This window comes from Pedobacter sp. AK017 (assembly GCF_014200825.1).
GTDB classification, from domain to species: domain Bacteria; phylum Bacteroidota; class Bacteroidia; order Sphingobacteriales; family Sphingobacteriaceae; genus Pedobacter; species Pedobacter heparinus.
Genome location: NZ_JACHCW010000007.1, coordinates 217,427 through 242,168, shown reverse-complemented (window position 1 = coordinate 242,168; position 24,742 = coordinate 217,427). Strand labels below are relative to the sequence as shown.

Genomic DNA, 24,742 nt, shown 5'->3' with positions numbered 1-24,742 from the left:
TCAAACTAAGAAGGAAAATCGTTAATTTTACAAAATAATAATTCGATAAATGACTAGAGATACTTTAATTTTTGATTTGATTGACAGGGAATTGGACCGTCAGGAAAATGGTCTTGAACTGATTGCATCTGAAAACTTTGTAAGCAAACAGGTAATGGAAGCCGCAGGTTCTTGTTTAACTAATAAATATGCCGAAGGCCTTCCGGGTAAAAGGTATTATGGTGGATGCCAGGTGGTTGATCAGGTAGAGAGCATTGCAATTGAGCGTGCTAAAAAACTTTTTGGTGCAGAGTGGGTTAACGTACAACCGCATTCAGGTGCGCAGGCAAATGCTGCAGTAATGCTGGCAGTGATCCAGCCAGGCGATAAGATCCTTGGTTTTGACCTCTCTCATGGCGGACACCTTACACATGGTTCACCGGTTAACTTTTCAGGAAAATTGTATCATCCGTTATTTTATGGTGTAAAGAAAGAAGATGGAAGAATAGACTATGCCAAACTGGAAGAGGTTGCTTTGGCTGAGCGTCCTAAACTGATCATTGTTGGTGCTTCAGCTTATTCAAGGGAATGGGATTATGCTTTTGTACGTAGTGTAGCAGATAAAATCGGCGCATTGGTAATGGCAGATATCTCTCATCCTGCAGGCTTAATTGCCCGTGGATTGTTACAAAATCCACTTCCACATTGTCATATCGTAACCACAACCACACATAAAACTTTACGTGGTCCGCGTGGTGGTATGATCATGATGGGTAAAGATTTTGAAAACCCTTTCGGATTAAAAACCCCTAAAGGTGAGACCCGTATGATGTCTTCAGTTTTGGATATGGCGGTTTTCCCGGGAACACAGGGTGGCCCGCTTGAACACATCATTGCTGCTAAGGCCATCGCCTTTGGTGAAGCGTTAAGCGATGAATATTTAGCTTATGTAAAACAGGTACAGGCAAATGCACAGGCTATGGCCAAAGCTTTTGTAGCTAAAGGCTATGGCATCATTTCAGGTGGTACGGATAACCATTTGATGCTGATCGACCTGCGTAATAAAAATATCACCGGTAAACTCGCTGAAAGTGCATTGGAAAAAGCAGATATTACCGTAAATAAAAATATGGTTCCGTTTGATGACAAATCACCATTTGTAACTTCTGGAATCAGGGTAGGTACAGCCGCTATTACTACCAGAGGTTTCAAAGAATCCGAAATGGAGCAGATCGTTGAACTGATTGATCAGGTTCTGACCAATGCAGAAGATGAAAATAATTTGAAAGAAGTAAAAGAAAAAGTGATAAGTTTAGTAAGCCGTTTCCCATTGTATAAATAACGGCTTGATCAAAAGCCAATGTCAACAGCACAGCAGGATTCATCAACTCATGAAAGTAAACGCATCAATGCGTTGCATGGCTATAGTATATTAAATAAACCACAAGAGGACCAGTTTGGCCATATGGCTAAACTGGCCTCGTTTTTATGTGGCACACCCATAGCACTCATTGCGTTGGTTGATGAAGACCTGCTTTGGTTCAAATCTACCATAGGTATCACCTATAATGAAATGCCCCAGGGCATTTCATTTTGTGAACATACTCTTACGGGCGAGCAGACTTTTGAAGTATATGATGCCAGGTCTGATGAAAGATTTAAAGCGCATCCATCAGTTGTCGGCAAACCTCATATAAGGTTTTATGCAGGTACGGCTCTTATAGATGAGGATGGCTCTAAGTTGGGTGCGCTCTGTGTATTTGATACAGCACCCCGAAAACTAAGCGATGCACAAAAAGAAGGCCTGGAAATTCTGGCCAGAACAGTTGTTGCCCATATTTCCTTAAAAAAGAAAAGTGAAGTACTGATTGCGAATAACCACCGCTATGAGGAACTGCTCAACATCACTGCAGTTTCACCCGAAATACATTGTATCCTGGATTATACCGGTAAAGTGTTGTTTATTAACAATGCTATAACGAATATTCTTGAATATACAGTTGAGGAAGCTATTGGCTTAAATATCTGGAATTTTTGCCATAGGGAAGATATAAACCGTATTGTAAAAATCATAGAAGAGGGGCTGAGGAATAAGATCAAGGAGTTTGTAATTGATTTCAGGATTGTCAGTAAAACAGGGGTAATCCGCTGGCTGGGCTGGAGCATGGTGGCCAAAAACGGACGCTGGTATGCTTACGGAAGAGACATTACAGAAAATAAGAAGGTAGAGCACGAATTGATGAAGCTGTCTTTTGTGGCCAGTAAGGTGAACAATGCCATCGTCATTAATGATGCCAACAACCATGTAACCTGGGTAAATGAAGCTTTTGAAAAGATTACGGGTTTTAACCTGGATGATCTTAAGGGCAGGCGATTGGGCGATCTTATTGCTGGTCCGGAAACAGATATGGCACTTATGGAAAGGGCAAGGGCACAGACCAAACTGAACCAGTCCTTCACGGTCGACCTCCTGGCTTACCGTAAAGATGGTCAACCCATCTGGCTTTCCATATACAATACGGTAGTATTTAATGATCTGGGAAATGTGGAGATAGAAGTAGAAATCATTATTGACATTACCGACAAAAAGAGAGTGGAACGTGAAATGCTGGAGGCCAAAGAACAGGCCCTGCAATTGAGCGAAGCCAAAGAAATGTTCCTCTCTGTAATGAGCCATGAGATCAGAACGCCACTCAATGCTGTGATTGGCATGACTCATCTGCTGATAGAAAATGATCCGAGGGCCTCTCAGATCGAAGACCTCAATATCCTTAAGTTTTCGGGTGAAAACCTGCTGAACATCATTAATGATATCCTGGATTTCACTAAAATGGAAACCGGTAACCTTCAACTTGAGGCACTTCCATTTAGCATGAAGGCGCTCACCACTGATATCATCACCTCTTTATATGTTGGTGCAACTAAAAAGGGGAATATTCTGGAGCTCTTGTACGATGACCAGATCCCGCATCTTTCGGGAGATAAAACAAGGTTATACCAGATACTGATGAATTTACTCGGTAATGCGATTAAATTCACTGATCAGGGAAAGATCATACTGAGCGTTAAACTGCTTGAGCAGGATGCTGTAAATGCAAACCTGTATTTTGAGATCAGTGATACAGGAATTGGCATACCTGAGGATAAACTTTCTTATATTTTTGAGACCTTTACGCAGGCTAAAACGGATATTTCAAGGAAATATGGTGGAACAGGTCTGGGCCTGGCCATTACTAAAAAACTGCTGGAACTATACAATTCGGAAATTCAAGTAAAAAGCAGGGAAGGAGCGGGTACTACTTTTTCGTTTGCGCTCAGATTTGCAAAGGCATCTGCCGCTGTGAGCGAAGTTAAGCCTGCGCTGCAGCCACTTGCACTGTCAGGTAAAAAAATACTGATCGTAGATGACAATGAGATTAACCTGCTGATCGCTAAAAGAATCCTGACAAAATATAGTTTGGAGATAGACTTTGCACTTAGCGGTGAAGAAGCCCTTGAAATGGTACAAAAGAATATTTACGACCTGGTATTTATGGATATTAAAATGCCAGGCATAGATGGTTTTGAAACTACGGTGCGTATCAGAAATCTTGGTGGCAATTATTTTAGCACGGTGCCTATCATCGCTTTAACAGCATCCACATTAAACAATGAAATTGTGAGGTTTAAGCAGTCGGGAATGAATGGCCATATTTTAAAACCATTTAAACTTGAAGAGATCAGAGATTTGCTATCAGCCTATTTACAGCCCTGATTTGTACTTTCAAAATAAGTAGGTTTTTGTAAAAATCTGCTCCAAAGATAAAGGGCCGATAATTCATGTGAATGAAAATATCGACCCTTAAATTAACGCTCTCACCACAAAGATGATAATTATTTTTGAATTGGCAAAAATATCAGTAATTATTTCTGTCAGATTATCGTTTTTTTTATCAACAGGGCTTTTAAGCATTTTAAACCGACTATAAAAAGTAAAGAGCCGATATTTCTAAATAGAAAATATCGACTCTTACCATCTAAATTAACGCTCTCAACTATAATAACGCATTTATTTGAAAAATGTTTTATCAGCACGTTTTTATTCTGCATAGGCAACGGTTGCTATGCTCAGTTTTGCAATTTTAGCTTCCAGCAGTACCATTCCACAAGCTTCCAGGGTGGCACCGGTGGTCAACACATCATCCACCAGCAATACGTGTTTGTCTTTAAAAGCCCATGCATCCTTAACAGAAAATACGCTTTGCATATTTTCAAAGCGTTGATAGCGCCCTTTTTTCGTCTGGCTGCTGGTTTTTTTTATTCGTACCAGGTCATCTGTACTTAGCGGAATATTTAATCCTGCAGCAATGCCTTCGGCGATGCTGCAACTTTGGTTGTAACCCCTTACTCTTTCCCTGCTTTTGTGCAGTGGTACCGGTACAATAATATCAATCCCTGTATAAGCAGGTGCTGTCAGTAGTTTTTCTGCAATCATATTCCCCAGTTTTAGCCCCAAGTCCTTCCTGCCCTTATATTTCAGGTTATGTATCAGGTTTTGCGTCCTTGCCCCTTTTTTAAAATAGAATAAAGACATTACTGCATTACAGGGGAGCCTGCCCCATAATTGTTTTGCCGCCCTATTTTCGGTATGCAGGTGGTAATCGGTATAAGGAAGGTTATATAAACATTCGGTACAGAGTAACTGTTCGCCGGTGTACAGATCCGTACCACATCCGCAACAAAGGCTGGGAAATAAAAGACTGAACAGGTCGCCCAAAATCCGTTTCAATAACATCATGTTGCCAATCTCCAGAGTTTTAGCAATACGATGGTAAGAAATGGGCTGATTTATTTTTCGGAGCCTGTCTTGCTTTAGCTTTCTTTAACAGCAAGCTGTCCGCATGCCGCATCAATGTCTTTACCACGACTGCGCCTGATATTGGTGGTAATGCCCTGGCTTTTCAGGTAATTGGAGAAAGCATCGATTTTATCCCCTTCTGCATTGATGAAATCAGCAAACTGTATTGGGTTGTATTCAATCAGGTTAACCTTGCAGGGTACGTGTTTGCAGAATTTGGCCAGTTCCATGGCATCCTCAATTTCGTCGTTAAAATGATTAAATACGATGTATTCGTAGGTTACCGGGTTTTTGGTTTTAGCAAAATAGTATTTTAAGGATTCGGCCAGTGCCTTCAGTGAATTGTGCTCGTTGATTGGCATGATCTCGTTGCGCTTTTTATCATTAGCGGCATGTAATGATAAAGCCAGGTTAAATTTCACCCCGTCGTCACCAAGTTTTTTTATCATTTTGGAAATGCCGGCAGTAGAGACCGTAATGCGTTTGTACGACATGTTCAATCCGTCAGGAGCAGTGATACGTTCAATAGATTTCAATACATTGGCATAATTCAGAAGGGGTTCGCCCATGCCCATATATACAATGTTTGTTAATGGAGCATTGTAATTTTTTTTGGCCTGCTGGTCTATCAGTACCACCTGATCATAAATTTCATCGGCATTCAGGTTCCGCTTACGGTCCATATAACCCGTTGCACAAAATTTGCAGGTTAAACTGCAGCCCACCTGCGAACTTACACACGCAGTCATTCGGTCATCCATAGGGATCAGTACACCTTCTACAATATTGCCATCGTACAAACGAAAGGCATTTTTGATGGTATGATCATTACTGATCTGCGATTTATTTACCTCCACCACATTAATGGCATATTGCGCATCCAGTTTAGCCCTAAGGTCTTTTGAAAGATTGCTCATTTCCGCAAAGCTGCGGGCCGATTTTTCCCAAAGCCATTGGTAAACCTGTTTGGCCCTGTAGGCAGGTTCCTGCATGGCAATAAAGTGCTGTTGCAGTTGAGAAAGATCTAATGAACGGATGTCTATTTTATTTGTAGCAGGCATTTCGCTGCAAAGTTACCTAAATTTTTACAATTCTATCGTTTAGGGCTTCTCGTTTTGGCAGCAGGGGCCCCGGAGCGGCCCTTTGTTGGTTTGACGGGTCTTTTGGACGGACCGCCACTTTTGTTCCAGTCGCCTGCCGCCCCTGTTGTTTTAAAAGCAGCGGAAGTTTTAGGGCCGGATTTGCCCTTGCCTCCAGCTGGTCGATCTTCCCGTCTTACTGAAGCTGGGGCAGCTTTTCCTTTACTTTTGGGTTTAGCATTTCTTCCTGAAGATCTCCCAGGGGTCACATTTTCTAAAAAATCCTCCTCTTTTGGTGTCTTAGGTTTTTTGCTTACTCTTTTGGGTGTTGCATCTGCTTCCGCACTTGATTTGGCAACCATATTAAATATTCCAGTCAGTTCTTCTGGTGTGAGCTCACGCCATTCTCCTAAAGGAATGCCTTTTAATGGAATGTTCATGATCCTTACACGCTCCAGCTTGGTTACTTCGTAGCCAAAATACTCACACATTCTCCTGATCTGCCTGTTCAGGCCCTGGATCAATGTGATTTTGAATATGAGCGGACTTTCTTTAACTACCTTACATTTTTTGGTCATTACACCCAAAACAGGAACACCTTTAGCCATTCCGGTTATAAACTGATCTGTAAGGGGTTTGTTTACGGTTACTACGTATTCCTTTTCGTGGTTGTTACCTGCCCGGAGTATTTTATTTACCAGGTCGCCATTGTTGGTCAGAAATATCAGTCCCTGTGAATCTTTATCCAAACGGCCAATGGGGAACACGCGTTCGCTATGGTTCACATGATCTACAATATTTCCTTTTACCCCGGCTTCGGTGGTACTGGTAATGCCAACAGGCTTGTTATATGCAATTAAAACAGAATTTTCAACTTCCTTAGGGTCTATAGTTTGTCCGTTAACCGTTACAATATCCCCAAAAAACACTTTATCACCTACCTTGGCTTTTTTGCCGTTGATGTATACATTTCCCTGCTCTATGTACCTGTCGGCTGCCCTTCTGGAGCATAGGCCGCTTTCACTAATGTATTTATTTAATCGGGTGGTAGAATCAGACATGTTATGGATATAAATTGAAATTATTTACAAAGAAATCAATTTATACCCATAAAAAATCAAAATATGCATTTTAAAAATCTGTTTCATCTGCACTCGGACCAAAACTTCCAGGTATCGGGATGTCCAGCAGCCTTAAAAATACGCCCAGTTGTGCACGGTGATGCACAACCTGGTTCAGGCTCATGCGGATCACATCTGCCTTAGGCTCTACACTGTAAACCTGTTCTCCGTTTCTTAATGTCCAGTCTTTATCCAGTACATCTTCGTAACGATCAACCAGGTGGCTGCGTCCGTCCTGTAACGACTTTTCAAAATAATCCAGTAGCTCGTCTGTATTTTTTACATCTACCGGTTCGTAAGGATTGTCGGCAAAATCCAGTTCGTCGGTGGTCAGGGCCATTGATATCCATGAAGGCAGTTCAGCAATATGTGTGGCCAGTCTTTTAACGGTCATACTTTTTGGGTGTGGCTGCCAGTCAAATTTATCTGCAGGCACCCTTTCCAACATTTTTCGGGTAGTTACTGAGGCTTCGTCCAGTTCTTTCAAAAACATTTTAATCCTGTTCATCGTATTGTTTTTTAAATAGTTTAACATTAACAATACAAAGAAAAGAGTAGACACTGACAACCCTATGGCAGTCTGTTTTTCCGGTTTAAAATTTATTTGAAATTAGTGGGAAGTCCTTGTTTTCTACATGTTCATGCTGCATAAGCCCTGCCATTTTTTTTACCACTTCCGGATGTTCAGCAGCCAGGTCATTACGCTCTTTTGGATCAATATCCAGATCATATAACAAGATTGGGCCATTTGCATCCTGTTTAACCTTTTCCCGGATGGCCTTCCATTTACCCATTCTCAGGGCTTGTCTTCCGCCCTGTTCATGAAACTCCCAGTATAAAAAATCATGTTGTTTTTGTGTGCCTTTATTTAGCAATACAGGTAGTATGGATAATCCATCTGTTTTAACAGGCAGGGGTTGAGCCGTCAGTTCTGCAAAAGTTGGCATAAAATCCCAGAATGCACCAATATGTGCCGAGCTCTGCCCGGCTTTGATCTTGCCTGGCCAGCTAACAATCATTGGTTCTCTAATCCCGCCTTCCGTAAGCTGTCTTTTTATTCCTCTAAAGCCAGCACTGCTGTTAAAAAAAGCAGGTTCATTTCCACCTTCATTGTGCGGACCATTGTCACTGGTAAAAACGATCAGCGTTTGTTTTTCCAGGTCAAGTGCCTTGAGCTGTTTTACTACTTCACCTACATAATTGTCCAGTTTGCTTACCATAGCTGCGTAAGCTGCGTGTGGGTAAGGCTGCGGTTGATAAGCAATGCCGTCCCAGTTTTCTTTTACAGGCTTGGGCTGTTCCCTAAATTTCTTTTTATAGTATTCAAATATCTGGTCGTTTTGGGGTAACTGCAGTGCTGCATGGGGCAGGGTATAGGCCAGGTACAGAAAGAAAGGGTTGGATTGATTTGCTTTCATAAAAGACATAGCCTGTTTCTGGATCAGTTCGGGGGCATATTGTGTTTGCTGGCTTAAAGTATTGCCCAGTTCAACACGTTTTTCGTTGTCCCATAAATGGTCAGGAAAGAAGTTATGCGACTGGCGCTGGCAATTGTAGCCATAAAACTGATCTATACCCTGTTTTACCGGGTCGCCTTCAGAACCTGGATAGCCCATTCCCCATTTGCCAAATGCCCCGGTCTTATAACCAGCAGCTTTAAATAGTCTGGCCAGGGTATAGGTGTCCCTGGGTAAGGGTAGCTGTCCTTCTGGTTTAATTTCATGATTACCCCTTATTGGCGTATGGCCGGTATGTAAGCCGGTCATTAAAGATGCCCTTGATGGAGCACATACCGAAGTGCCAGCATAAAATTGAGTAAATCGGATTCCATTTGCAGCCAGCTTGTCAATGTTAGGCGTTTCTATGAGTTGTTGGCCGTAACAGCCTAAATCGCCATAGCCCATGTCATCTGCTAAAATAAAGATCACATTGGGCTTTTGGCGGGCACTTAAATGGATTGTCGCTAAAACCAATAAAACGGTAAAAAGGTATATTCTCATGTTATAAAAATAGCAAAATAACCATATTAAATGCTTCCGTTTTGTTTGCCTTAAACTTATTATCCAAAGCCTGTGTAAGCAATAATTATTGGTAATAAATAAAGGCCCTGACAATTCTTTGCCAGGGCCGGTTATATCATCATCCTGATGAAGATCAGACTCCGCTATTTAAACCAATCCGCATAGCGATATATACTGCGCTTGTGCCTGATTTTTCTGTACACCCCATCGCCCTCCCTTGATCCGGCCAGACTGGTATTGCCTTCCAGGCCGTAAATCAGGTCGTTTCTAACGGATTCAACCAGGCCACAATGGGCAATTCGTTTTAGGGTAGGGAAGTAAAGCCCATACACGATACCCGGTTTAGCTGTAGTAACCAGCCGCGAAGCCGGAAAAAGGCCAGGCGACCATGCCGTTCTTGGTTGTGGATACCCGGCTTTACCAAAACACCAACTCACAAACGCGGCACAATACGGCGCAGGCGATTTGATACCACAGTGATCAAGATATCCTTTAACAGCGATACCACAATTTTCACAATTTGTTTCCCTAATCCCGATTTGGGAGCGGGCAATTTCGATAACTTTTTCATATCCTGATTCCTCTTTTTTTATAATATGGCTACTAAAGCCCCAATTGCTGCCAATAACAGCAAAGCAAAAGAAGCCAGCCAAAAACCTAATTGCTGCCATAACTGTAGCGAATTAAACTGTAAAACCATACTGCCCAATCCGGGCAAACCCATCACCATCCAAAAGCGCTTTAGCAACCACCAGCACAAGCCAAGTATCAGCAAAAAGCTAATGATGGCCAGTAATACCAGTAGCCAGATACTTGGATCAATATGCCCCATTTCTCCATCACCCAGCACCATCAGTTTTGGTGCGGTAAACCACAGCAGCAACATGATCAAGGCTACAAGATAAGGCTCCGTATTTTTCACAACCGGCTGCCAGGCCGGCATTTTTAAATTTATTGTTTTCATGTTTTTCTGTTTAATGTAAAAATGGGGCCCGTTAAGGCCCCATATACTTATACAACTATGTGCTCACCTACGTAGTAATTTTTACTTACCAGCTTACCATCAGCAGAAACAAAGCTGATGTAACACTGCACACTGTCGCCCGAAAAATTGCCGGGCAGCAGCAGGTTATAAGACAGGGCCGATCTAAGCGCTCCGCCCCGCAAAACTACAAACTTGTCTTTCACCTCATTGTACACCAAAAAGGTAGCCTTGTCTGTTCCTTTGGCGTAGGTAATGCCTGTAAGGGCAGGCCATGAATAGTCTAGCCTTGCTGCAGCAACAGTAGCTATTTCAGGATACTCCGGCATTTCCAGCTTTCCTTTACTGTACAGCAACTTTTCATAATTGATGCTGTAGTTTGGCGATACACCCGTAATGGCATGTTCCATGTTATAGCCAACTGCCGCATTTCTGGCTGTCATCTTTGCATCGTAGGCGGCAAAGCCCACATCTACTACAGATGCTATCCTGCTTATAAAGCTGGTCATCAGACCAAACTTAAGCCTTTGGTCCAGCTGTGCCTGTGTAGGTGGTTTGTTTGATTTTGAAGGCCGCATAGCCAGCACGTTCCTTCCCTTTCTTTTGCGGCCCACGTGGTTCCCCACGCGTCCGATCATATCGTAATCGATACCTCCTGTTAAAAATCCCATTTTCTTAAAATTTAAAGGTTAATAAAAAAGCATCCCTAAAAGCTTCATCATCTCCCGGCCGGCAAGACATTTAGCCCGATGCTCAAACAAACATAAAAAGGCTTTAGTCATCATCCTAGCTGCCAGCTCATTATGAAACGGATTGAGACAAAATTGGAACAGATTGAGATTTTTTGGTAAAAATTAGAGGTTATAAGAGCGATGATTTTAAATAATACCAGGTGCCGCCACTCTTCCTGCGTTTCCAGTTTTGTTGTCTTCTGTAAAAAGTACTAACGGTAATACACAACATATCCATAACCGCAGCCTTGGTTAGCCATACCTCTTCTTCCGGTAACGGATCCGGCAAATCAAGTTTAGTATCTATGGCCTTCATCAGGTCTAATAATTCCTGCTGCTGTCGTAGCAGCATCTCCATGCAACCGCAACAGCATTCCATACCAGCTGTCATTTACTCCGGCAATTCCAGCGCATACCTGGTCAGGTATTGCCCTGCTACCGCATACAAGCTGTTCCCCAATACCTTAAAACTACTTATGGGTACATCCTTATATTTGGGCAGGTAAAACGAATAACAGTATACCTGTTTCTCCAGATCGTACACATCTATTGCCGCACTTTTCCTGAACAAGGTCAGGTCTTCACCTGTACCCATCAGTTTCGATTGCACAAACAAATATTTACCCCAATTTGAACAGTTCGCATTTACCATCAGGCTGGGCGAAGCAAAAGTGAAAGACTTTTCAGCACGTACCTGGTCTACCTTAAAGCGGGCCGAATCAATCGGGTCTATGGTCTTTATTTTCTTTACCAGGTTCAGGTTCGTATCGATCAGCAAAATTTCGTTGCGGTAATGGTACAGGTATGTCAGCATGTGCAGCTGCCGGTTATACCTCAGCATGCCATCCGTACAAAACAGGCCATCTACCTGCTTTTCAAATATCCCGGTATTGCTCATGCTTTCTCCCGGCACACTCACCTTACGCAAACTATTCGCCCGGGTATCCGTATCTATAAAACGGAAAACCATCGTTTGTATGCCCAAAGGCTGCACTTGTGCAAAGTAAGGGGCCTTTATATTATAAACCGCTGCCTTCCAAACACCAGTACTGCCCTTCAGGATGCTACGCTCCAATCCATTGTACAGGTAAAAAGAGCTTGAATCTACATAAGCCTTATAACTGCCCTTTAACTTTACCTCCTGCCTGTTCAGCTCAAGGTTAATACTTACCGTATCCCTTAACAAAGGGCCAACCTTCAGCAAATGGCCTATGGCCGTTCCGCTGGCCAGGTAAACGGAACTTCCGGCCTCACCGGCCAGGTAATAGGAATTGTATTTTATATCGATGGCCTTATGGCCCTTAACCACCCCTAGCAGGTTCCTTTTAAAGTTATAGGTAGCAGCGCGCTGTTTAAGCGCATAGCGGATGGTTAAATACAGGATAGGTAAAGATGAAAGTACAGCAACAATGATCAGTAAGTAGTAGAATTTTCTCATATAGGCAAATGGGTTATGGGATGTAAAAACAAGGTTTGGAATAAACGACCCGCTAATGCAGCGGGCCGTTTAAGGATGTCAAACTAAATTGGGAGATCTAGTTTTGTCTGTACAGTGGAATGGTACATAGGCCAGTCTCTGTATCCTGCAGGTAAGCATCGCCACCTGCCAGCAGCTGGCAGGCATTGCCCGTGTAGTTTACATCACAGGTGCCAATTACATTGCCCGGGGTAGTACATTCACCCTGGTCATTGTAAGGCGATCCCAGTAAAACACTTGTTGTTGGTTTTGCAGTCGCAAACACAGTGCTCACAGCAACACAGGCCACTGCAACGAGCATTAAAAATGATTTTTTCATAATTTTTATTTGATTATTTAATGCCTACTCTGTTTCAATCAGGTTTTTCAGCTTCCACCTGTTCAACGCGCATTGAATATTTTTAAACCGCTTCATCCTCAACACAGCCCAGCCCTATCCAGCTTAACACCACAAAGCCCATGTTAAACAGCAGGTGCACATCCCAGCTCATGTCCTCAAAAACACCCCCACAATGGCACACCGGCCTGTCAACAAACCTCGCAATCACCATGATGTACAAGCTAAACATGAACATCAGGCCATAACTGGCCCATAAGGCGGGCACCAAAGTCTTTCTAAAAGCCAAACCTATTGCAATCAATATTTCAATAGCAGGCACATACCAGGCTACCAGCAGTGTAAAATCTGAAAGTATGGGCGATTGTGCCAGCTGTACCTTAAACTTCTGAAAGTCCCAAACTTTGCTAAATGCTGCATATAAAAACAGCACCATAAACAAGTACCTGATCACATCGATCAACAGCAGGTACCAACATCTTTTATTCAAAATCAATTTCATATCCTCTAATTATTTCCCCAGCTGGCCTGCTCAAAAAAAATTACCTTCTGTGAAGAGCATTGGGATATTTTGGACTTCTTCAGTCCAAAGGATCCCCGCGATGAGCAGAACGGTCATTTTTCCCCTCAGGCCCTTCTTCTTTTCCCTCAAACCCGTCTTCCGCTTCTTGCCCGCATCCTCCCAGGCCAGCTCAATCAAATTAGCAATCGTCTGTTTTGCTACCTTCAGGTCTTCCTCTTTATTGATGTCCTTACCTGCAACCGTACCTCCGGTATGCCGGGCATGAAGCACCAATCCATAACTGCCATACAGCAACAGCCCAATAACCGTACGAAAACACACCCCGCTGTCCTCAAAATACCTGTCCGTTCTGTCCAGTAGTTTTGCCCCTTCCAGCTCCCTGTAGGCCGATATCTCCTGCAACACCTCAAGCTTTACACTCATTTGTCCCAATATCATGTGCTGCATGTCCGTGTTTTCCTTAAAAGCGCTAAAGTTGGTAGCCATCAGCCCTGCAAACAGCTTTCTTGTCTCTTTTTCCCCGGCATCTTTCGGGATGCTGAACTTTTTAAACAGCAGGTCCCAATGGTCATGTTCGGCAACGGTTGCTTTGATCAGTCCGCCCAAGCCACCAAACAAATGGGTTATCCTGCTGCCATGCCTGCCAGCCTGTTCGGCCAGTTTTGCACCCGATAAGCTTTTAAAACCATTTTTAACAATATCTTCCAGCGCAGCTTTTATCAGACTTGCCTTTGTAGCCAGTTTATTCCTTTTATTTTTGCTCATGGTATCCTAAAAATTATTCAAAGTTCCTGATGTTCATTTTTGTCTTTACCCATTCCCAGGCATTCAGTATCCTGTCCAGGTGCTCAAGCGTATGCGTAGCCATCAGGCTCATCCTGATGCGTGCACCTTTCACATTTACTGCCGGGTAACCAATCTGGCAGGCGTAAATGCCCGCTTCCAAAAGCCAGCGGCATACCTGGGCGTTTAAATGGGCCGATCCTATCATTACCGGCACTATGGCGCTGGCACTGTTGCCCGTGTCCAGGCCCAAATCATGCAGGCCCTTTTTCAGGTAACTGATGTTTTCCCAAAGCTTGGCCTGCCACCAGGGCTCCTCGTCCAGCAGGGCCATGCTCTTAATTACGCAAAGCGATGCCGGTGTAGGCGCTACCGAAAAGATGTGCTGACCCGCCTGGAACTGCAGGTACCTGATCATTTCGGGGCTGGCCACCACATAGCCCCCCAAATGGCCCAGGGTTTTGCTAAAAGTGCCGGTAATGATGTCCACATCCTGCCAGGCATTAAAATGCTCTATTACCCCACGGCCGGTCTGGCCTATTACCCCAATACCATGTGCATCATCCATGGCTAAAAAGGCCCCATACTGTTTGCACAAAAAAACAATCTCATCCAGTTTGGCCAGGTCTGCAGGCTGGCTGTACACGCCATCAATTACCACGGTCATGTTGCGGTACCTGCCTTTATTTTCTTTCAGCTTGCGTTCCAGTACGCCCATATCGTTGTGGCTAAAAGTTCTCATGTTTGTGTTTTTCATGCCTTCAAACATGCTGGCATGGGCACTCATATCGGCCAGCACCAAATCCTTATCGTTCAATAAGGCCAGCATGGTGGCACTGTTGGCCGTATAGCCGGTGGTAAACAAAATGGCACTTTCCTGTCTAAAAAAGCGGGCGGTGGCCTGTTCTATTTCCCTGTGGAAATCCATATGCCCGCCAATGGCCGGGCTGGCCGTAACACCCACACCGTAACGATCTATCGCAGCAATGGCGGCTGCTTTTACGGCGGGGTGCTGGCTAAAGCCCAGGTAGTCATTAAATACGGTGGCTACAAAGGTCTTGTGCTTAATGTGCCTTAAGGTATCCGGCAAATCCAGTTCTACTTCGGGCCTGCAGCCGCTGATGCATACATTGCGGTAGTTCCACAGGCCACGCTCGTGCTGGTGTGCTATATAATCGCTAAACATGGCTGCCCGTTCAAACATATCACAGTCTTTCAGGTTTGCGGCAGCAAAAGTACCCATGTGCGATTGGTTAAAATCTGGTCTCATTTATAAATATTTGGTTAAAATTGATGTTGCCAAGGTAGGGCGTGTTTTGTGCTTTTTGGCTTGCGTTAGTGCAATTTTTTTAAAAATAATCGTCTGATTATCAATTTATTGAATGGTAAAAACCGAAAGATCAGGCATAGCAATCCCACACAGCACAAGGCTGTTTTTTTGTTCCGCTTGTAAGCGGGTTTAGGGGAAATAAAATTGCATCCGGATTCAGATGCAGGAGGTGAGTGTAGCGTTATTTCATAGTTGTTTTTTAGTTTTTTTTATAAATATTGGTTCAGTTAATTGCTCATTTTTATATTATTCTGGTTCATCGAACATCAATTTTTTGCGATAAATGGAAAAACAGAAAAAAAAATCTTCAAGTTTTGCAAAATCGCTGAATTGCAACTATTTCTACAACCGCTTATTCAGTGTTTCCAGCAATTCTTCAAACTTGTGTTCCCAATGGCTGTCATCAGCATCTCTGTTCTCAAAATGATCCAATGTCATTTCATATAGCTTTTCTATCACTTTCACATTTTCTATTTCCTCTGCCATATTGGTCAAAAACTCAAAGGCATCATTCAATATGGTTTGATAGGTCCAGCCTTCATCGTACACATTGGGTATTTCCGGTTCTACTGCCAGTATTACTGCAAAGGCCAGTTCTGCAGCGCTAATAAATTCATGTACTTCTTTAAAATTGCTTGCACGTACCAGCAATACATTCGTCAGCTGCTCTACCTCATTTTCGCCATCCTCGCTTATGGTATCCTCGCCATCTTTTTCTGCCAGAATAAAACCGCTTATCAATTCCTGGTTTTCTGTAGGAGAAAAGGGGAGGAAGCGTGCTGCCATTTTATACAGCAACCGAGTATCATGTACAGCATACTCCCTCAGCATGTTTAAAGAAACTTTATCCTGTGCTGCAAACAATACTTTTTCCAATTCCTGCACATGCCGCTTAATGCCATACCGTAGCGGCCTGGCCATGATGTATCTTGTTTTTTCAGATTTGCTCATTTCAAAAATTTAATTTTCAAGCCAGCACAGGACATACCCATACCAGCAAATATTTAATTAAAAACTTTGAAATTATTGTTTAAGACGGGGGGATAGAGTTCAATTATAACTCAAGGAGAATGCAATCAATCCCTTTTATTTTCGCAAAGCCTTTATCTGCGGTAATAAGGGGCAGTTGCAACAATTGGGCCGTAGCGGCTACGATAGCATCTGGAATTTTTACATTATGCTCACGTCTCAATTGGATGGTTAGCTCTGTTATGGCCTGGCTGTGATTTACCTTAAAACAGGTGTTTAGCATACTTCTGATCAAAAACTCTTGTTCCTTGTCTAAAGTTTTTTGACACAGAAGCTCTATTTCAGTCATGTAGGAGTATGCCCATTTGCTATCTAAAAATGGTAGCAATGTGGGGTTCTTACTCAAAAGATAAATGAAGCAGTTGGTATCAACTACATAATTAATCCCATTCACTTCTTACCTTTTTTTGATATTTAAGACCATCTCCAAAAACATCCGGTAAAGCACCAAAGAAATCCGCTAATTTAGGCTTTTTTGGATCTTTACTGATTTTCTTCAAGGCGGCTTTAATCTCCTTTTCGTCTGTCTCTTTGTTAATTACAATTACCATATCTAGTTTAATTTGGTAGGTCAAAAATGTATAATACAAATATACTACAAAATCATCACAACAACCACACCATCAATCTTAAACAATATTTTCAAAGAACATTTTCTTTCAGTACCATCCCGGCACCATATATTTTGTAAGCTTAAAATTACCTTCGGCCATTTTATATCTACGCCATAAAAAAATTACCCCAGCTAATTGTTTTAATCTCTTCAAAACTGTCCAGTTTAAAAGCCTTCATAAAAGCCCTAACGTTTTTATAATCCTTGATGATCGTAAAACATGCACCGTCTGTACCCTTATACATTGCAGTTGCTTCAACAGTACCATCTGGATGAAGGATGATGTAAATACCCTCATCAGATCTGATCAGCAAGCTCCCATGTGCCTGGAAATATTGTTTCGCGCTCATTTTACCATTTTTTCAACACAGGCCAGCAATTTCTTTTGCAACACCATCACCTCCATATTGCTCAACCTTAACCTTTCTTTCAACACCTCATTCTCCTGATGCAATACCGCATCTTCCTCGCCATCCATCAGCCAGCAAACTTTTACTTCCAGTATAAGCGCAAGCTGCTTTAACCTGCTTACGGTAACTTCCGTTTGTGCACATTCTATTTTACTATAGGCCGGTACAGAAATATTCAGCCGTTCTGCCACATCCCTTTGCATCCAGTTTCGGTTTTTGCGTAAAACCCTAAGTTTTTGGCCAATGCTGGTGTTGTACATGATTATCTGCAATTTATGATCAAGGCACATACAGTTTTTCGGGCAGTAACATTGGCCGCATCAGTACCGCCACCGCAAAGCGGTGCATATTCTCGTCAATGTACCTTTCAAACTGATGCTTCATACTCATTACATGGATTATTTCCTGGTAAAAATTCATATCTGCGCTATACACCATCGTCACACTTTTCACAATCCTGAAGCACAGTTCAGCATCCAGTTCATTAATATCTGCAGCCACATAGCCATTTCCTCCCAAATACCTTAACCATAAGTCAGACTGCGTAATCCTGTTCAGGTCTTCTGTGCGCTTAATGCCATGTACTTTTATCAATTGTTCTACATTGTCGTAATCTGCAAGCAAGTCTATGCTGATGCCCTTCTTTTCATCAAAGCTTAATGGACAGGTTGCTATTACCTGGCCCGTTTCATGCAGTTCAAGATAAACTTCCTCTTTTGTTTTTATATGCATACCAGCAACAGCAAAGAAATCATCAAGTTCTTTGGCGGGTAATATGTCCGTATTTTCTTTTAATACTTTCATCATCATTTTTCTTTTTTACCTTCAAAAGCCTTAATCTGCTGCTCCATTTGCAATAAATGTTTTGCCTGAGTTTCTCTAACCTGGTTCAGTATCATTATTTCATTCTTCTTTAAGGCCAATTCGGCTTTTAGCAACTGTAGTTCAAGTTTTGCTTCTTCATATAGTTTTTGGTAATAGGTCTCCTGTTCCATATATCATCTTTTATATTTTTCCATTAAACTGGTATTCACCCGAAACAACACTTCTCGGCAACTGCTCTCCCGGCACATATACCTTTGCTGTTACACCTTTCGGTAGCTCTACCTTCATTACTACCTTCCCCTTGTTCAATTTCCATTCTGAAATGATTTTACCATAATCACATACATAGCTCCCCTTTGCCCAGCTCAACCCGCCACCAATTACCGGTTTAATCACCACCTCCTTATACCCAGGGGCAGCGGGTCTAATTCCGGCAACATATTGGTACAGCCAATTACCCACCGCGCCATAGGCATAGTGATTATAAGAAGTTGGCTTCACAGTACCATCAGCATCCATACCATCCCATTTTTCCCAAATGGTGGTAGCGCCCATCGTCACCGGGAACAACCAGGAAGGATAAGTTTTCTGCATCAATAAAGTATAAGCTACATCGCTATATCCATTATCACTTAACACTTGTAGCAAATAAGGTGTCCCTAAAAAACCAGTTGCCAAATGGTCTTTGTTTTCGTGGATCAGTTCCACCAATCTTTTTGCCAGCGCTTCTTTTTGCGGTAGCATATCAAAAGCCAGTGCCAGCACATAAGCCGTTTGCGTATCTGAGGACAACCGACCATCCGGCAGAACATATTGTTTGACAAATTCGAGTTTGATCCGTTCCTTTTCCTCATGATAGTAGGCTGCATCGGATGTTTTTCCGAGTACTTTGGCCGCTTGCGATACTATCGAAGTCGAGTAAGCCCAAAAACACTGGTCAATCAAAAATACATTTGTACCTGGGCCAGGTGCATACCAGTCTCCATAACCATTGGCTTTCCACAATCCATTCTGACTGTTTGATTTCATATAATCTACCCAGGCCTTCATAGAAGCGTATTGGTTCTTTAAAACCAAGGTGTCGTTATATGTTTGATAGACCGTCCAGGGGATAATGGTCGCAGCATCACCCCAGCCAGCACTTCCGTGAACGATATCTTTTGCTTTAGCAACTGTCGGAACATAATCTGGTATACCCCCGTTTTTACCTTGTTCTGCCGAAAGATCCTTTAACCATTTGCTGTAGAACTTTCGTGTATCTCGCAGGTAACTGGCAGTAGCCACAAATACCTGTGCATCACCCGTCCAGCCCAGGCGCTCACTCCGTTGCGGACAATCGGTCGGTATATCGAAGAAGTTGCTGTTGAGGCTCCATTCGATATTCTTTTGCAACCGATTGATCATCGGATCGGAGCAGGAAAACGTTCCCGTTTTCTTTAAATCTGAATACAATGCAACGGCGGTGCAGTTCTGTTTGGTTGCTTTAAAACCGGATATTTTTGCATAACGGAAACCATGATAGGTGAAATGCGGTTCAAGCACTTCCAATCCGCCACCCTTTAAAACATAAGTGTCAATTGCTTTAGCGGTTCTCAAATTCCCTATGAAAAAATTACCTTCCTTATCAAGCACTTCTGCATGGTAAACCCGGATCGTATCGCCTTTTCTTCCGCGCACGCTCAATTGCACCCAGCCAGCTATATTTTGGCCGAAATCAACAACTTGCTCGGTATTTGGAGTAACTAAGATGCTGACCGGTTTAAAAGTCTCATGCTTTCTGACAGGTTCAGCTTCCGAGGGGATCAGTATATCCTTGGGATGATCAATAATTTTAACAGGCACCCAATCTTTGATTATAAAACCATGATCATACAGTTCACCATCATAAAGTTCGGAATACCTGATAGGGCCTTCTGTGCATTTCCATGAATCATCAGATACGATTCGAATTGAAGTGCCGTCTTGGTAATCGATTAACAGGGCCACTAACAAACCGGCCTGCGAGCCAAAATTATCCTTGCCATTTTCACCTTTCGCACCGCGGAATGCACCCCTGTACCAGCCCTCGCCAACAGTAATTTCAAATGTATTGGTAGCGCTCAACAAACGACCTACATCATACTCCTGGTATTGCAACCGCTTATTATAAACCGTAATACCAGGAGTGAAATAATCCTTGCCAATCCTCTTTCCATTTAACCTTGCTTCATATAAACCTAGTGCCGTGATGTAAAGCTTCGCAGATTTGATGGCTTTAACAGATCTAAACGCTTTATTAAATACAGGGCAAGCTCTTTTAACTGTCGTTTCCTGGTACGAAGTGCCGATCCAACTTGAACCGGAAAACGCAATCGTGCTTTTATCTTGCGCATTTCCAATAAAAAAGTTGCAAATAATCAGAACAGTAAACAAAGCCCATGAAACTCTCATAAATTGGATTACTTTATACTTTTTAAATATTCAGCGATTTCCTTTTGATTAAATTTCTCAGCATAAGTGACTGGCGTTTGGTTTTGCGCTGGTTGGTACTCTCCTTCATATCTATAATGAACATTCGCCCCTTTCACAATTAGTATCTTCACCATTTCTAATGAGCCGTACTTAGCGGCGTGCATCAAAGGAGGGACATAACCATTACATGATTTATTTACATCAGCGCCAATTTCTATCAAAGCCTTAAAAGACTTTAACAAATGCCCGCGAATGGTTTGTGATAACAGAGAATAATACAGACCGTTTTCTTCAAAGCAGTCATTGATATGCTCTTTACTAACCAATGATTTTAACTTAACATCATCGTCCGTTTTTAATGCTTTGACAATCTCTGCCGGAATTTCCTGAGCAATGGCTTTGCCACTAACCATGATAACTATGGCTATAATTAATAATTTAAATGATTTCATTTTCTGATTAAATTGATTTAGATGAGTTTAAAAATAATTAACGGGCACTATGCCAAAGGCTGAGCTTCCAGTTCCTCCGATCATGCCCTTGATCACTAACGCTACGTTTTTATAGCGATTGGTTGAGGTAGCATTGAAGGTGTAAGTCAAAAGAATGGCGTTGGTCAACATATCGCGCACTTCAAATATATAAGCAGTTGTGGTTAACTTTGCCGGATAGGGTTTCCAGGCACCAATGCTTTTATACGCTAAATTGTCCACTTCGTTGGATGACCCTGATTTAATGTTTACTTTCAGCGCAGGACTATTTTGTGATAAGTTGACAAACCTTAAATTGACTACGCTGTCCAATTTTACTGCCGGGTCTGTGCTTACAAAAGGAAAATTAGTCTCCTGCCTGAATAAGGTATCTGTATTACTTGATATGCCCGTTAAATACAGTGTATAGACAGCTGATTGCAAGTTATAGCTTTTATTAAAAAGTTGTTTTGTAGTATCGGCCGCAGAAACTATATTCAATGATGGAGCGTTAGTTGTAACGGAATAAATTTTATTTGTCAAGATATTAACAGCAGCTATACTTGCCCAGCTTTGTTTGCTACCTGAGGCATTGAATTTAACTCCTGAAATATCAGTAACCATATTTACCACATTTAATGTCGCAATGTCTTTCCGTTGATAACTGGAATCTTTTTTGCAACTACTAATTAAAAATATAACGATAAGTATTAAAATTGATGCTTTCATTGTCAAATCAGTTTATGCTTAAATAATTGTCTATTAGTTTAATAAATTTATCGGTTTTTTTATCGTAATTATTTAAGGTCGGCCTTTGAGGGTTCAAGTTTAATGTTTTCCCACTTTTATCGATTATATACAATTGAGGGGCTCCTGTTATACCATAAAACTTGGTGAAATCAGAATCGAAACCTTTTGGAAAAGTTGAGAGATTTATACTACCTGCATGGGTATAAGCTGGACCAATTCCTCCTTTCTCACTATTTTTAATACTCTGAATCCATCGTTCTTTACTTCTATCCATATTAATCGTTAAAAAAGCCACATCATTTCTGTCTTTATATTTTTCAAACACAGGCTCCATAGCTTTAGTGAGCAAATAACAATTTTCACATCCGGTGAACCAAAAATCTATTATCAATAATTTCCCTTTCAAATCACTTAATTTGATCCTTTTACCGGCCGTGTCTGGTAAATTAAAAGCATAAAAATCTTCACCAATGCTATTCATCATTTTATATCCGATTGCAATATTCTTATAATGAGGACTTTTTAAATCTTTTATGACGTGGTCATAGTGCAATTTTATATTCTTAAAACGATTAGACTTTTCTTTTGACAAAGAGGTAATCAAAATCTTATCTCTCAGTGAATTCTTGAATACTTCATTTATTATTTGGAATAATCTACCATACTCTAATGGTACTGGGTCATTAGAAAAATATATCAAATCAAGTAACAAAAGATTGAAGTTGAATTCATCATAAAATGCAGCGTATTCGACATATTTATCACTGGATTTGGAGGCTATTAGCGGTTTGAGGCAAGTAAGATAATAATCACGCCGGGCCTTTTTATAGAATGAGTTGCTACAACCATAAATGTGAACCTGTGTTTTTAGTAAAACATCTTGAGAATACAACATCAAGTAAATAAAATTGTACTCATCCCTTGTAAGAGTTGGCTTAACTGAATTTAAAAGTATAATCTTTTGATTAAATATTTCATTCAAAACATTAAACCTGTATTTGAAATAATCTGAAAAATAGAGGGTAGAATCCTGGTTATAGTTATTCGCTGTAATACGTTGTAGGACTTTTGAAGAGTCAAGAGCTTTTAAAGAAGTCTTTTCGATATTTTTATTATTCTTGTTTACATTCCATAAAAAATTTAGTTTTTCAGATCCAACTCCTTCAAACGTCGCATCATCAGGCTTTAAATTCATAAACAGGTTATCACCATAATTTAAATAACCATACCATGAAAAACGTAAACTTTTAATGCCTGGAAAGTCAACCCAAAAATAAGCTTTAGGCACTTCCAGTTTAACTTTTACTTTGAAAGTATTGTTTTTTACCTTTACGGTATAGAGCTCGCAATCGAGCAGGCCCCTAGTATTGATAAAGTTTCTAGATATCCAGAAAGTTATACTATCAACTTTTTGTAGAGTGCCGCTAATTTTACCTGAAAGAACTGCATATTTAGCATCAGAAGGCTTTGCGGTATTGTTATTCGAAAAATGAGCCTTACTAGTTTTAATTGTAATATTACTTTGTGCAAATGCTATGCTGTTCAATATAAAACATAATACAACACTGAAAGAAATTATATTTTTCATTCCTATTATTTTATTGATTAACGAATGTTTTGTTGGATCCCAGAAGAATTTATTTCATCCGGAGGTATTAATAAAGCGTACTTGTTACTATTTGGGGACAATTCGTAGATAATACCATTCAGGTTTCTACGAAGCGTAATATTTGCTCCCTCAGTATTTAAACGTCTTACGTCAGACCATCTAAATCCTCTTGAAATCAGCTCTTTTCTCCGCTCAAGTAAAACCAATTGGAGCGCAGCGTTTGAATCCGAGACAGTAAATGGAATAAATGTATTAGACTTCCATCTATTGATTAAAAGAGCATTAAGGATACTTAAGCTTTCCGGAACCTCATTTGCTCTGGCTAGGCATTCTGCCTTAATTAAGTAAACTTCATCAACCGCTATACCGCCAAAATTTTGCTGCCTGGAATTATAAAGTGCTTTCGTTAAAACAGTACCATCAGAATTTGGGGAAAGAAAAAATATAATTTTTCTTAAGTCGTTTGCTCCGTAAAAGCTATATAATGTAGGATCAGCAAAGTTTGTTGTTCTGATATATCCTGGACGTGTGGAATCGTATATGTTTCTAAGATCATACATTACCATCTCATCATGAACATCAGAAAATGGGGTGTTTGTGGTAGTAGATAAGGTATTATAGTTTATCAATTTATTGTAGCACAGTAAACTGCTATCTGCATTTATCTTTGCATTCGAATAATCCTTCATATTCAGGTAGATCCGCGCCAGGAGTGCAAAAGAAGCGGCTTTACTTGCTCTAACCCTACTTGATCCTGGCCCAACTGGCAATAATGGAATGCTGTTTTTTAAATCTTTGATAACGAAATCATAGGTTTCCTTTAACGTAGACCGTTGTTTTAATTGACTAACATCCGCTGTTGTTCTAATGGGTAACCCCAACAACTCACTCGCCTTTGTTTGCTCATAAGGCAATGTAAAAACATCTAATAATGCTGCATACCTATTTGCTCGATGAAACAATGCCCCCCCTTTAACATTATCCCAGGAGTTAGAATTATCACTGGTTTTTTCCACATTATTTAATCCATCTAACACAGCATTAGCATAATAAATTGCTTGAAAACCCGAGTTCCAATCTCCATTATTTGATTGATCTTGATAAACATTATCAGTCCAGATGTATAGGTTTCGTTCGATCGCTGGATACGATTGCCAGGTAGTATAAGTGTAGTAGTATTCGTCGGATGATAATTGTCCTAAGCCAGGAAAAGCACTATTTACAAGACTATTATCTAACAATCTCTGTAAATCCTCTAAATTTGAAGGGACCACAATATTTGACTGGGGTTTTACTTCCAGAAATCCTTTTTTGCACGAATATAAAAGGCTACAGGGTAATAGAACAATAAATAATATTTTGACAGCATTTTTCATAAGAAAAAA

28 protein-coding genes are annotated in these 24,742 nt (G+C 41.2%); 2 read left to right on the top strand and 26 right to left on the bottom strand.

Annotated elements, in window-relative coordinates; genetic code table 11:
* Positions 1–49: 49 nt before the first annotated feature.
* Both glyA and HDC92_RS12235 read left to right on the top strand, forming a co-directional pair.
* A complete protein-coding gene (gene glyA, locus HDC92_RS12240) occupies positions 50–1,321 on the top strand; it encodes a serine hydroxymethyltransferase (RefSeq protein ID WP_015809659.1) in 1,272 nt (423 codons plus the stop codon).
* Between the two features lie 18 nt (positions 1,322–1,339).
* Positions 1,340–3,733: an ATP-binding protein gene (locus HDC92_RS12235; RefSeq protein ID WP_183874802.1), complete on the top strand. Its 2,394-nt coding sequence runs from the start codon at positions 1,340–1,342 to the stop codon at positions 3,731–3,733.
* A gap of 324 nt (positions 3,734–4,057) precedes the next feature.
* Here the strand turns inward: HDC92_RS12235 and HDC92_RS12230 are convergent, their stop codons facing one another.
* The 26 genes from HDC92_RS12230 to HDC92_RS12105 form a co-directional block, all read right to left on the bottom strand.
* A complete protein-coding gene (locus HDC92_RS12230; protein WP_183874800.1) occupies positions 4,058–4,756 on the bottom strand; it encodes a ComF family protein in 699 nt (232 codons plus the stop codon).
* Positions 4,757–4,830: 74 nt separating this feature from the next.
* A complete protein-coding gene (gene rlmN, locus HDC92_RS12225; protein WP_183874798.1) occupies positions 4,831–5,877 on the bottom strand; it encodes a 23S rRNA (adenine(2503)-C(2))-methyltransferase RlmN in 1,047 nt (348 codons plus the stop codon).
* A 32-nt stretch (positions 5,878–5,909) separates the two neighbouring features.
* Entirely contained in the window at positions 5,910–6,956 is a 1,047-nt protein-coding gene (rluF, locus tag HDC92_RS12220) for a 23S rRNA pseudouridine(2604) synthase RluF (protein ID WP_015809654.1), read from the bottom strand.
* Between the two features lie 70 nt (positions 6,957–7,026).
* Positions 7,027–7,524, bottom strand: a complete 498-nt coding sequence (locus HDC92_RS12215) for a DinB family protein (RefSeq protein WP_183874796.1) — start codon at positions 7,522–7,524, stop codon at positions 7,027–7,029.
* 85 nt (positions 7,525–7,609) lie between these two features.
* Entirely contained in the window at positions 7,610–9,016 is a 1,407-nt protein-coding gene (locus tag HDC92_RS12210; protein WP_183874794.1) for an arylsulfatase, read from the bottom strand.
* Positions 9,017–9,180: 164 nt separating this feature from the next.
* Complete coding sequence (locus tag HDC92_RS12205) at positions 9,181–9,708, bottom strand: peptidoglycan-binding protein (protein WP_183874792.1); 528 nt, start codon at positions 9,706–9,708, stop codon at positions 9,181–9,183.
* Entirely contained in the window at positions 9,627–10,001 is a 375-nt protein-coding gene (locus HDC92_RS12200; protein WP_183874790.1) for a hypothetical protein, read from the bottom strand. The genes HDC92_RS12205 and HDC92_RS12200 overlap by 82 nt, the downstream gene beginning before the upstream one ends.
* 47 nt (positions 10,002–10,048) lie before the next feature.
* A complete protein-coding gene (locus HDC92_RS12195; RefSeq protein ID WP_183874788.1) occupies positions 10,049–10,690 on the bottom strand; it encodes a DUF6266 family protein in 642 nt (213 codons plus the stop codon).
* 190 nt (positions 10,691–10,880) lie between these two features.
* Positions 10,881–11,129: a hypothetical protein gene (locus HDC92_RS12190; protein ID WP_183874786.1), complete on the bottom strand. Its 249-nt coding sequence runs from the start codon at positions 11,127–11,129 to the stop codon at positions 10,881–10,883.
* A gap of 12 nt (positions 11,130–11,141) precedes the next feature.
* On the bottom strand, positions 11,142–12,188 hold the full coding sequence (locus HDC92_RS12185; protein ID WP_183874785.1) for a hypothetical protein: 1,047 nt from the start codon (positions 12,186–12,188) through the stop codon (positions 11,142–11,144).
* Between the two features lie 97 nt (positions 12,189–12,285).
* A complete protein-coding gene (locus tag HDC92_RS12180) occupies positions 12,286–12,546 on the bottom strand; it encodes a hypothetical protein (RefSeq protein ID WP_183874783.1) in 261 nt (86 codons plus the stop codon).
* A gap of 82 nt (positions 12,547–12,628) precedes the next feature.
* Positions 12,629–13,066, bottom strand: a complete 438-nt coding sequence (locus HDC92_RS12175) for a MauE/DoxX family redox-associated membrane protein (RefSeq protein WP_183874780.1) — start codon at positions 13,064–13,066, stop codon at positions 12,629–12,631.
* A gap of 30 nt (positions 13,067–13,096) precedes the next feature.
* Positions 13,097–13,852 carry a TetR/AcrR family transcriptional regulator gene (locus tag HDC92_RS12170; protein WP_183874778.1) on the bottom strand — a complete coding sequence of 252 codons (756 nt, stop codon included), beginning with the start codon at positions 13,850–13,852 and terminating at the stop codon, positions 13,097–13,099.
* A gap of 13 nt (positions 13,853–13,865) precedes the next feature.
* Entirely contained in the window at positions 13,866–15,140 is a 1,275-nt protein-coding gene (locus HDC92_RS12165; protein WP_183874776.1) for an aminotransferase class I/II-fold pyridoxal phosphate-dependent enzyme, read from the bottom strand.
* Positions 15,141–15,542: 402 nt separating this feature from the next.
* Positions 15,543–16,151 (bottom strand): hypothetical protein, encoded by a 609-nt coding sequence (locus HDC92_RS12160; RefSeq protein ID WP_183874774.1) that lies wholly within the window; start codon positions 16,149–16,151, stop codon positions 15,543–15,545.
* A gap of 103 nt (positions 16,152–16,254) precedes the next feature.
* A complete protein-coding gene (locus HDC92_RS12155; RefSeq protein WP_183874772.1) occupies positions 16,255–16,623 on the bottom strand; it encodes a PIN domain-containing protein in 369 nt (122 codons plus the stop codon).
* Positions 16,610–16,780, bottom strand: a complete 171-nt coding sequence (locus HDC92_RS12150) for a hypothetical protein (protein ID WP_183874770.1) — start codon at positions 16,778–16,780, stop codon at positions 16,610–16,612. The genes HDC92_RS12155 and HDC92_RS12150 overlap by 14 nt, the downstream gene beginning before the upstream one ends.
* A 169-nt stretch (positions 16,781–16,949) precedes the next feature.
* A complete protein-coding gene (locus tag HDC92_RS12145) occupies positions 16,950–17,192 on the bottom strand; it encodes a hypothetical protein (RefSeq protein ID WP_183874768.1) in 243 nt (80 codons plus the stop codon).
* Positions 17,189–17,512, bottom strand: a complete 324-nt coding sequence (locus tag HDC92_RS12140; protein WP_183874766.1) for a helix-turn-helix domain-containing protein — start codon at positions 17,510–17,512, stop codon at positions 17,189–17,191. The genes HDC92_RS12145 and HDC92_RS12140 overlap by 4 nt, the downstream gene beginning before the upstream one ends.
* A 19-nt stretch (positions 17,513–17,531) precedes the next feature.
* Complete coding sequence (locus tag HDC92_RS12135; protein ID WP_183874764.1) at positions 17,532–18,062, bottom strand: hypothetical protein; 531 nt, start codon at positions 18,060–18,062, stop codon at positions 17,532–17,534.
* Positions 18,059–18,247 (bottom strand): hypothetical protein, encoded by a 189-nt coding sequence (locus HDC92_RS12130; protein WP_183874762.1) that lies wholly within the window; start codon positions 18,245–18,247, stop codon positions 18,059–18,061. The genes HDC92_RS12135 and HDC92_RS12130 overlap by 4 nt, the downstream gene beginning before the upstream one ends.
* A 10-nt stretch (positions 18,248–18,257) precedes the next feature.
* Positions 18,258–20,507: a family 78 glycoside hydrolase catalytic domain gene (locus HDC92_RS12125; protein WP_183874760.1), complete on the bottom strand. Its 2,250-nt coding sequence runs from the start codon at positions 20,505–20,507 to the stop codon at positions 18,258–18,260.
* Positions 20,508–20,515: 8 nt separating this feature from the next.
* Complete coding sequence (locus tag HDC92_RS12120; protein ID WP_183874758.1) at positions 20,516–20,980, bottom strand: ankyrin repeat domain-containing protein; 465 nt, start codon at positions 20,978–20,980, stop codon at positions 20,516–20,518.
* A gap of 27 nt (positions 20,981–21,007) precedes the next feature.
* The gene (locus tag HDC92_RS12115; protein WP_183874756.1) at positions 21,008–21,727 is read right to left on the bottom strand and encodes a hypothetical protein; all 720 of its coding nucleotides are present in this window, start codon (positions 21,725–21,727) and stop codon (positions 21,008–21,010) included.
* A gap of 7 nt (positions 21,728–21,734) precedes the next feature.
* Positions 21,735–23,336, bottom strand: a complete 1,602-nt coding sequence (locus tag HDC92_RS12110) for a TlpA family protein disulfide reductase (RefSeq protein ID WP_183874754.1) — start codon at positions 23,334–23,336, stop codon at positions 21,735–21,737.
* Positions 23,337–23,353: 17 nt separating this feature from the next.
* Positions 23,354–24,733 carry a RagB/SusD family nutrient uptake outer membrane protein gene (locus tag HDC92_RS12105; RefSeq protein ID WP_183874752.1) on the bottom strand — a complete coding sequence of 460 codons (1,380 nt, stop codon included), beginning with the start codon at positions 24,731–24,733 and terminating at the stop codon, positions 23,354–23,356.
* Between the last annotated feature and the right edge of the window lie 9 nt (positions 24,734–24,742).

What these genes read in the sequence shown, in the direction of transcription:
- glyA (WP_015809659.1), top strand. Translation starts at nt 50, where the DNA reads ATGACTAGAGATACTTTAATTTTTGATTTGATTGACAGGGAATTGGAC.
- HDC92_RS12235 (WP_183874802.1), top strand. Translation starts at nt 1,340, where the DNA reads ATGTCAACAGCACAGCAGGATTCATCAACTCATGAAAGTAAACGCATC.
- HDC92_RS12230 (WP_183874800.1), bottom strand. Translation starts at nt 4,756, where the DNA reads ATGATGTTATTGAAACGGATTTTGGGCGACCTGTTCAGTCTTTTATTT.
- rlmN (WP_183874798.1), bottom strand. Translation starts at nt 5,877, where the DNA reads ATGCCTGCTACAAATAAAATAGACATCCGTTCATTAGATCTTTCTCAA.
- rluF (WP_015809654.1), bottom strand. Translation starts at nt 6,956, where the DNA reads ATGTCTGATTCTACCACCCGATTAAATAAATACATTAGTGAAAGCGGC.
- HDC92_RS12215 (WP_183874796.1), bottom strand. Translation starts at nt 7,524, where the DNA reads ATGAACAGGATTAAAATGTTTTTGAAAGAACTGGACGAAGCCTCAGTA.
- HDC92_RS12210 (WP_183874794.1), bottom strand. Translation starts at nt 9,016, where the DNA reads ATGAGAATATACCTTTTTACCGTTTTATTGGTTTTAGCGACAATCCAT.
- HDC92_RS12205 (WP_183874792.1), bottom strand. Translation starts at nt 9,708, where the DNA reads ATGGCAGCAATTAGGTTTTTGGCTGGCTTCTTTTGCTTTGCTGTTATT.
- HDC92_RS12200 (WP_183874790.1), bottom strand. Translation starts at nt 10,001, where the DNA reads ATGAAAACAATAAATTTAAAAATGCCGGCCTGGCAGCCGGTTGTGAAA.
- HDC92_RS12195 (WP_183874788.1), bottom strand. Translation starts at nt 10,690, where the DNA reads ATGGGATTTTTAACAGGAGGTATCGATTACGATATGATCGGACGCGTG.
- HDC92_RS12190 (WP_183874786.1), bottom strand. Translation starts at nt 11,129, where the DNA reads ATGGAATGCTGTTGCGGTTGCATGGAGATGCTGCTACGACAGCAGCAG.
- HDC92_RS12185 (WP_183874785.1), bottom strand. Translation starts at nt 12,188, where the DNA reads ATGAGAAAATTCTACTACTTACTGATCATTGTTGCTGTACTTTCATCT.
- HDC92_RS12180 (WP_183874783.1), bottom strand. Translation starts at nt 12,546, where the DNA reads ATGAAAAAATCATTTTTAATGCTCGTTGCAGTGGCCTGTGTTGCTGTG.
- HDC92_RS12175 (WP_183874780.1), bottom strand. Translation starts at nt 13,066, where the DNA reads ATGAAATTGATTTTGAATAAAAGATGTTGGTACCTGCTGTTGATCGAT.
- HDC92_RS12170 (WP_183874778.1), bottom strand. Translation starts at nt 13,852, where the DNA reads ATGAGCAAAAATAAAAGGAATAAACTGGCTACAAAGGCAAGTCTGATA.
- HDC92_RS12165 (WP_183874776.1), bottom strand. Translation starts at nt 15,140, where the DNA reads ATGAGACCAGATTTTAACCAATCGCACATGGGTACTTTTGCTGCCGCA.
- HDC92_RS12160 (WP_183874774.1), bottom strand. Translation starts at nt 16,151, where the DNA reads ATGAGCAAATCTGAAAAAACAAGATACATCATGGCCAGGCCGCTACGG.
- HDC92_RS12150 (WP_183874770.1), bottom strand. Translation starts at nt 16,780, where the DNA reads ATGGTAATTGTAATTAACAAAGAGACAGACGAAAAGGAGATTAAAGCC.
- HDC92_RS12145 (WP_183874768.1), bottom strand. Translation starts at nt 17,192, where the DNA reads ATGAGCGCGAAACAATATTTCCAGGCACATGGGAGCTTGCTGATCAGA.
- HDC92_RS12140 (WP_183874766.1), bottom strand. Translation starts at nt 17,512, where the DNA reads ATGTACAACACCAGCATTGGCCAAAAACTTAGGGTTTTACGCAAAAAC.
- HDC92_RS12135 (WP_183874764.1), bottom strand. Translation starts at nt 18,062, where the DNA reads ATGATGATGAAAGTATTAAAAGAAAATACGGACATATTACCCGCCAAA.
- HDC92_RS12130 (WP_183874762.1), bottom strand. Translation starts at nt 18,247, where the DNA reads ATGGAACAGGAGACCTATTACCAAAAACTATATGAAGAAGCAAAACTT.
- HDC92_RS12125 (WP_183874760.1), bottom strand. Translation starts at nt 20,507, where the DNA reads ATGAGAGTTTCATGGGCTTTGTTTACTGTTCTGATTATTTGCAACTTT.
- HDC92_RS12120 (WP_183874758.1), bottom strand. Translation starts at nt 20,980, where the DNA reads ATGAAATCATTTAAATTATTAATTATAGCCATAGTTATCATGGTTAGT.
- HDC92_RS12115 (WP_183874756.1), bottom strand. Translation starts at nt 21,727, where the DNA reads ATGAAAGCATCAATTTTAATACTTATCGTTATATTTTTAATTAGTAGT.
- HDC92_RS12110 (WP_183874754.1), bottom strand. Translation starts at nt 23,336, where the DNA reads ATGAAAAATATAATTTCTTTCAGTGTTGTATTATGTTTTATATTGAAC.
- HDC92_RS12105 (WP_183874752.1), bottom strand. Translation starts at nt 24,733, where the DNA reads ATGAAAAATGCTGTCAAAATATTATTTATTGTTCTATTACCCTGTAGC.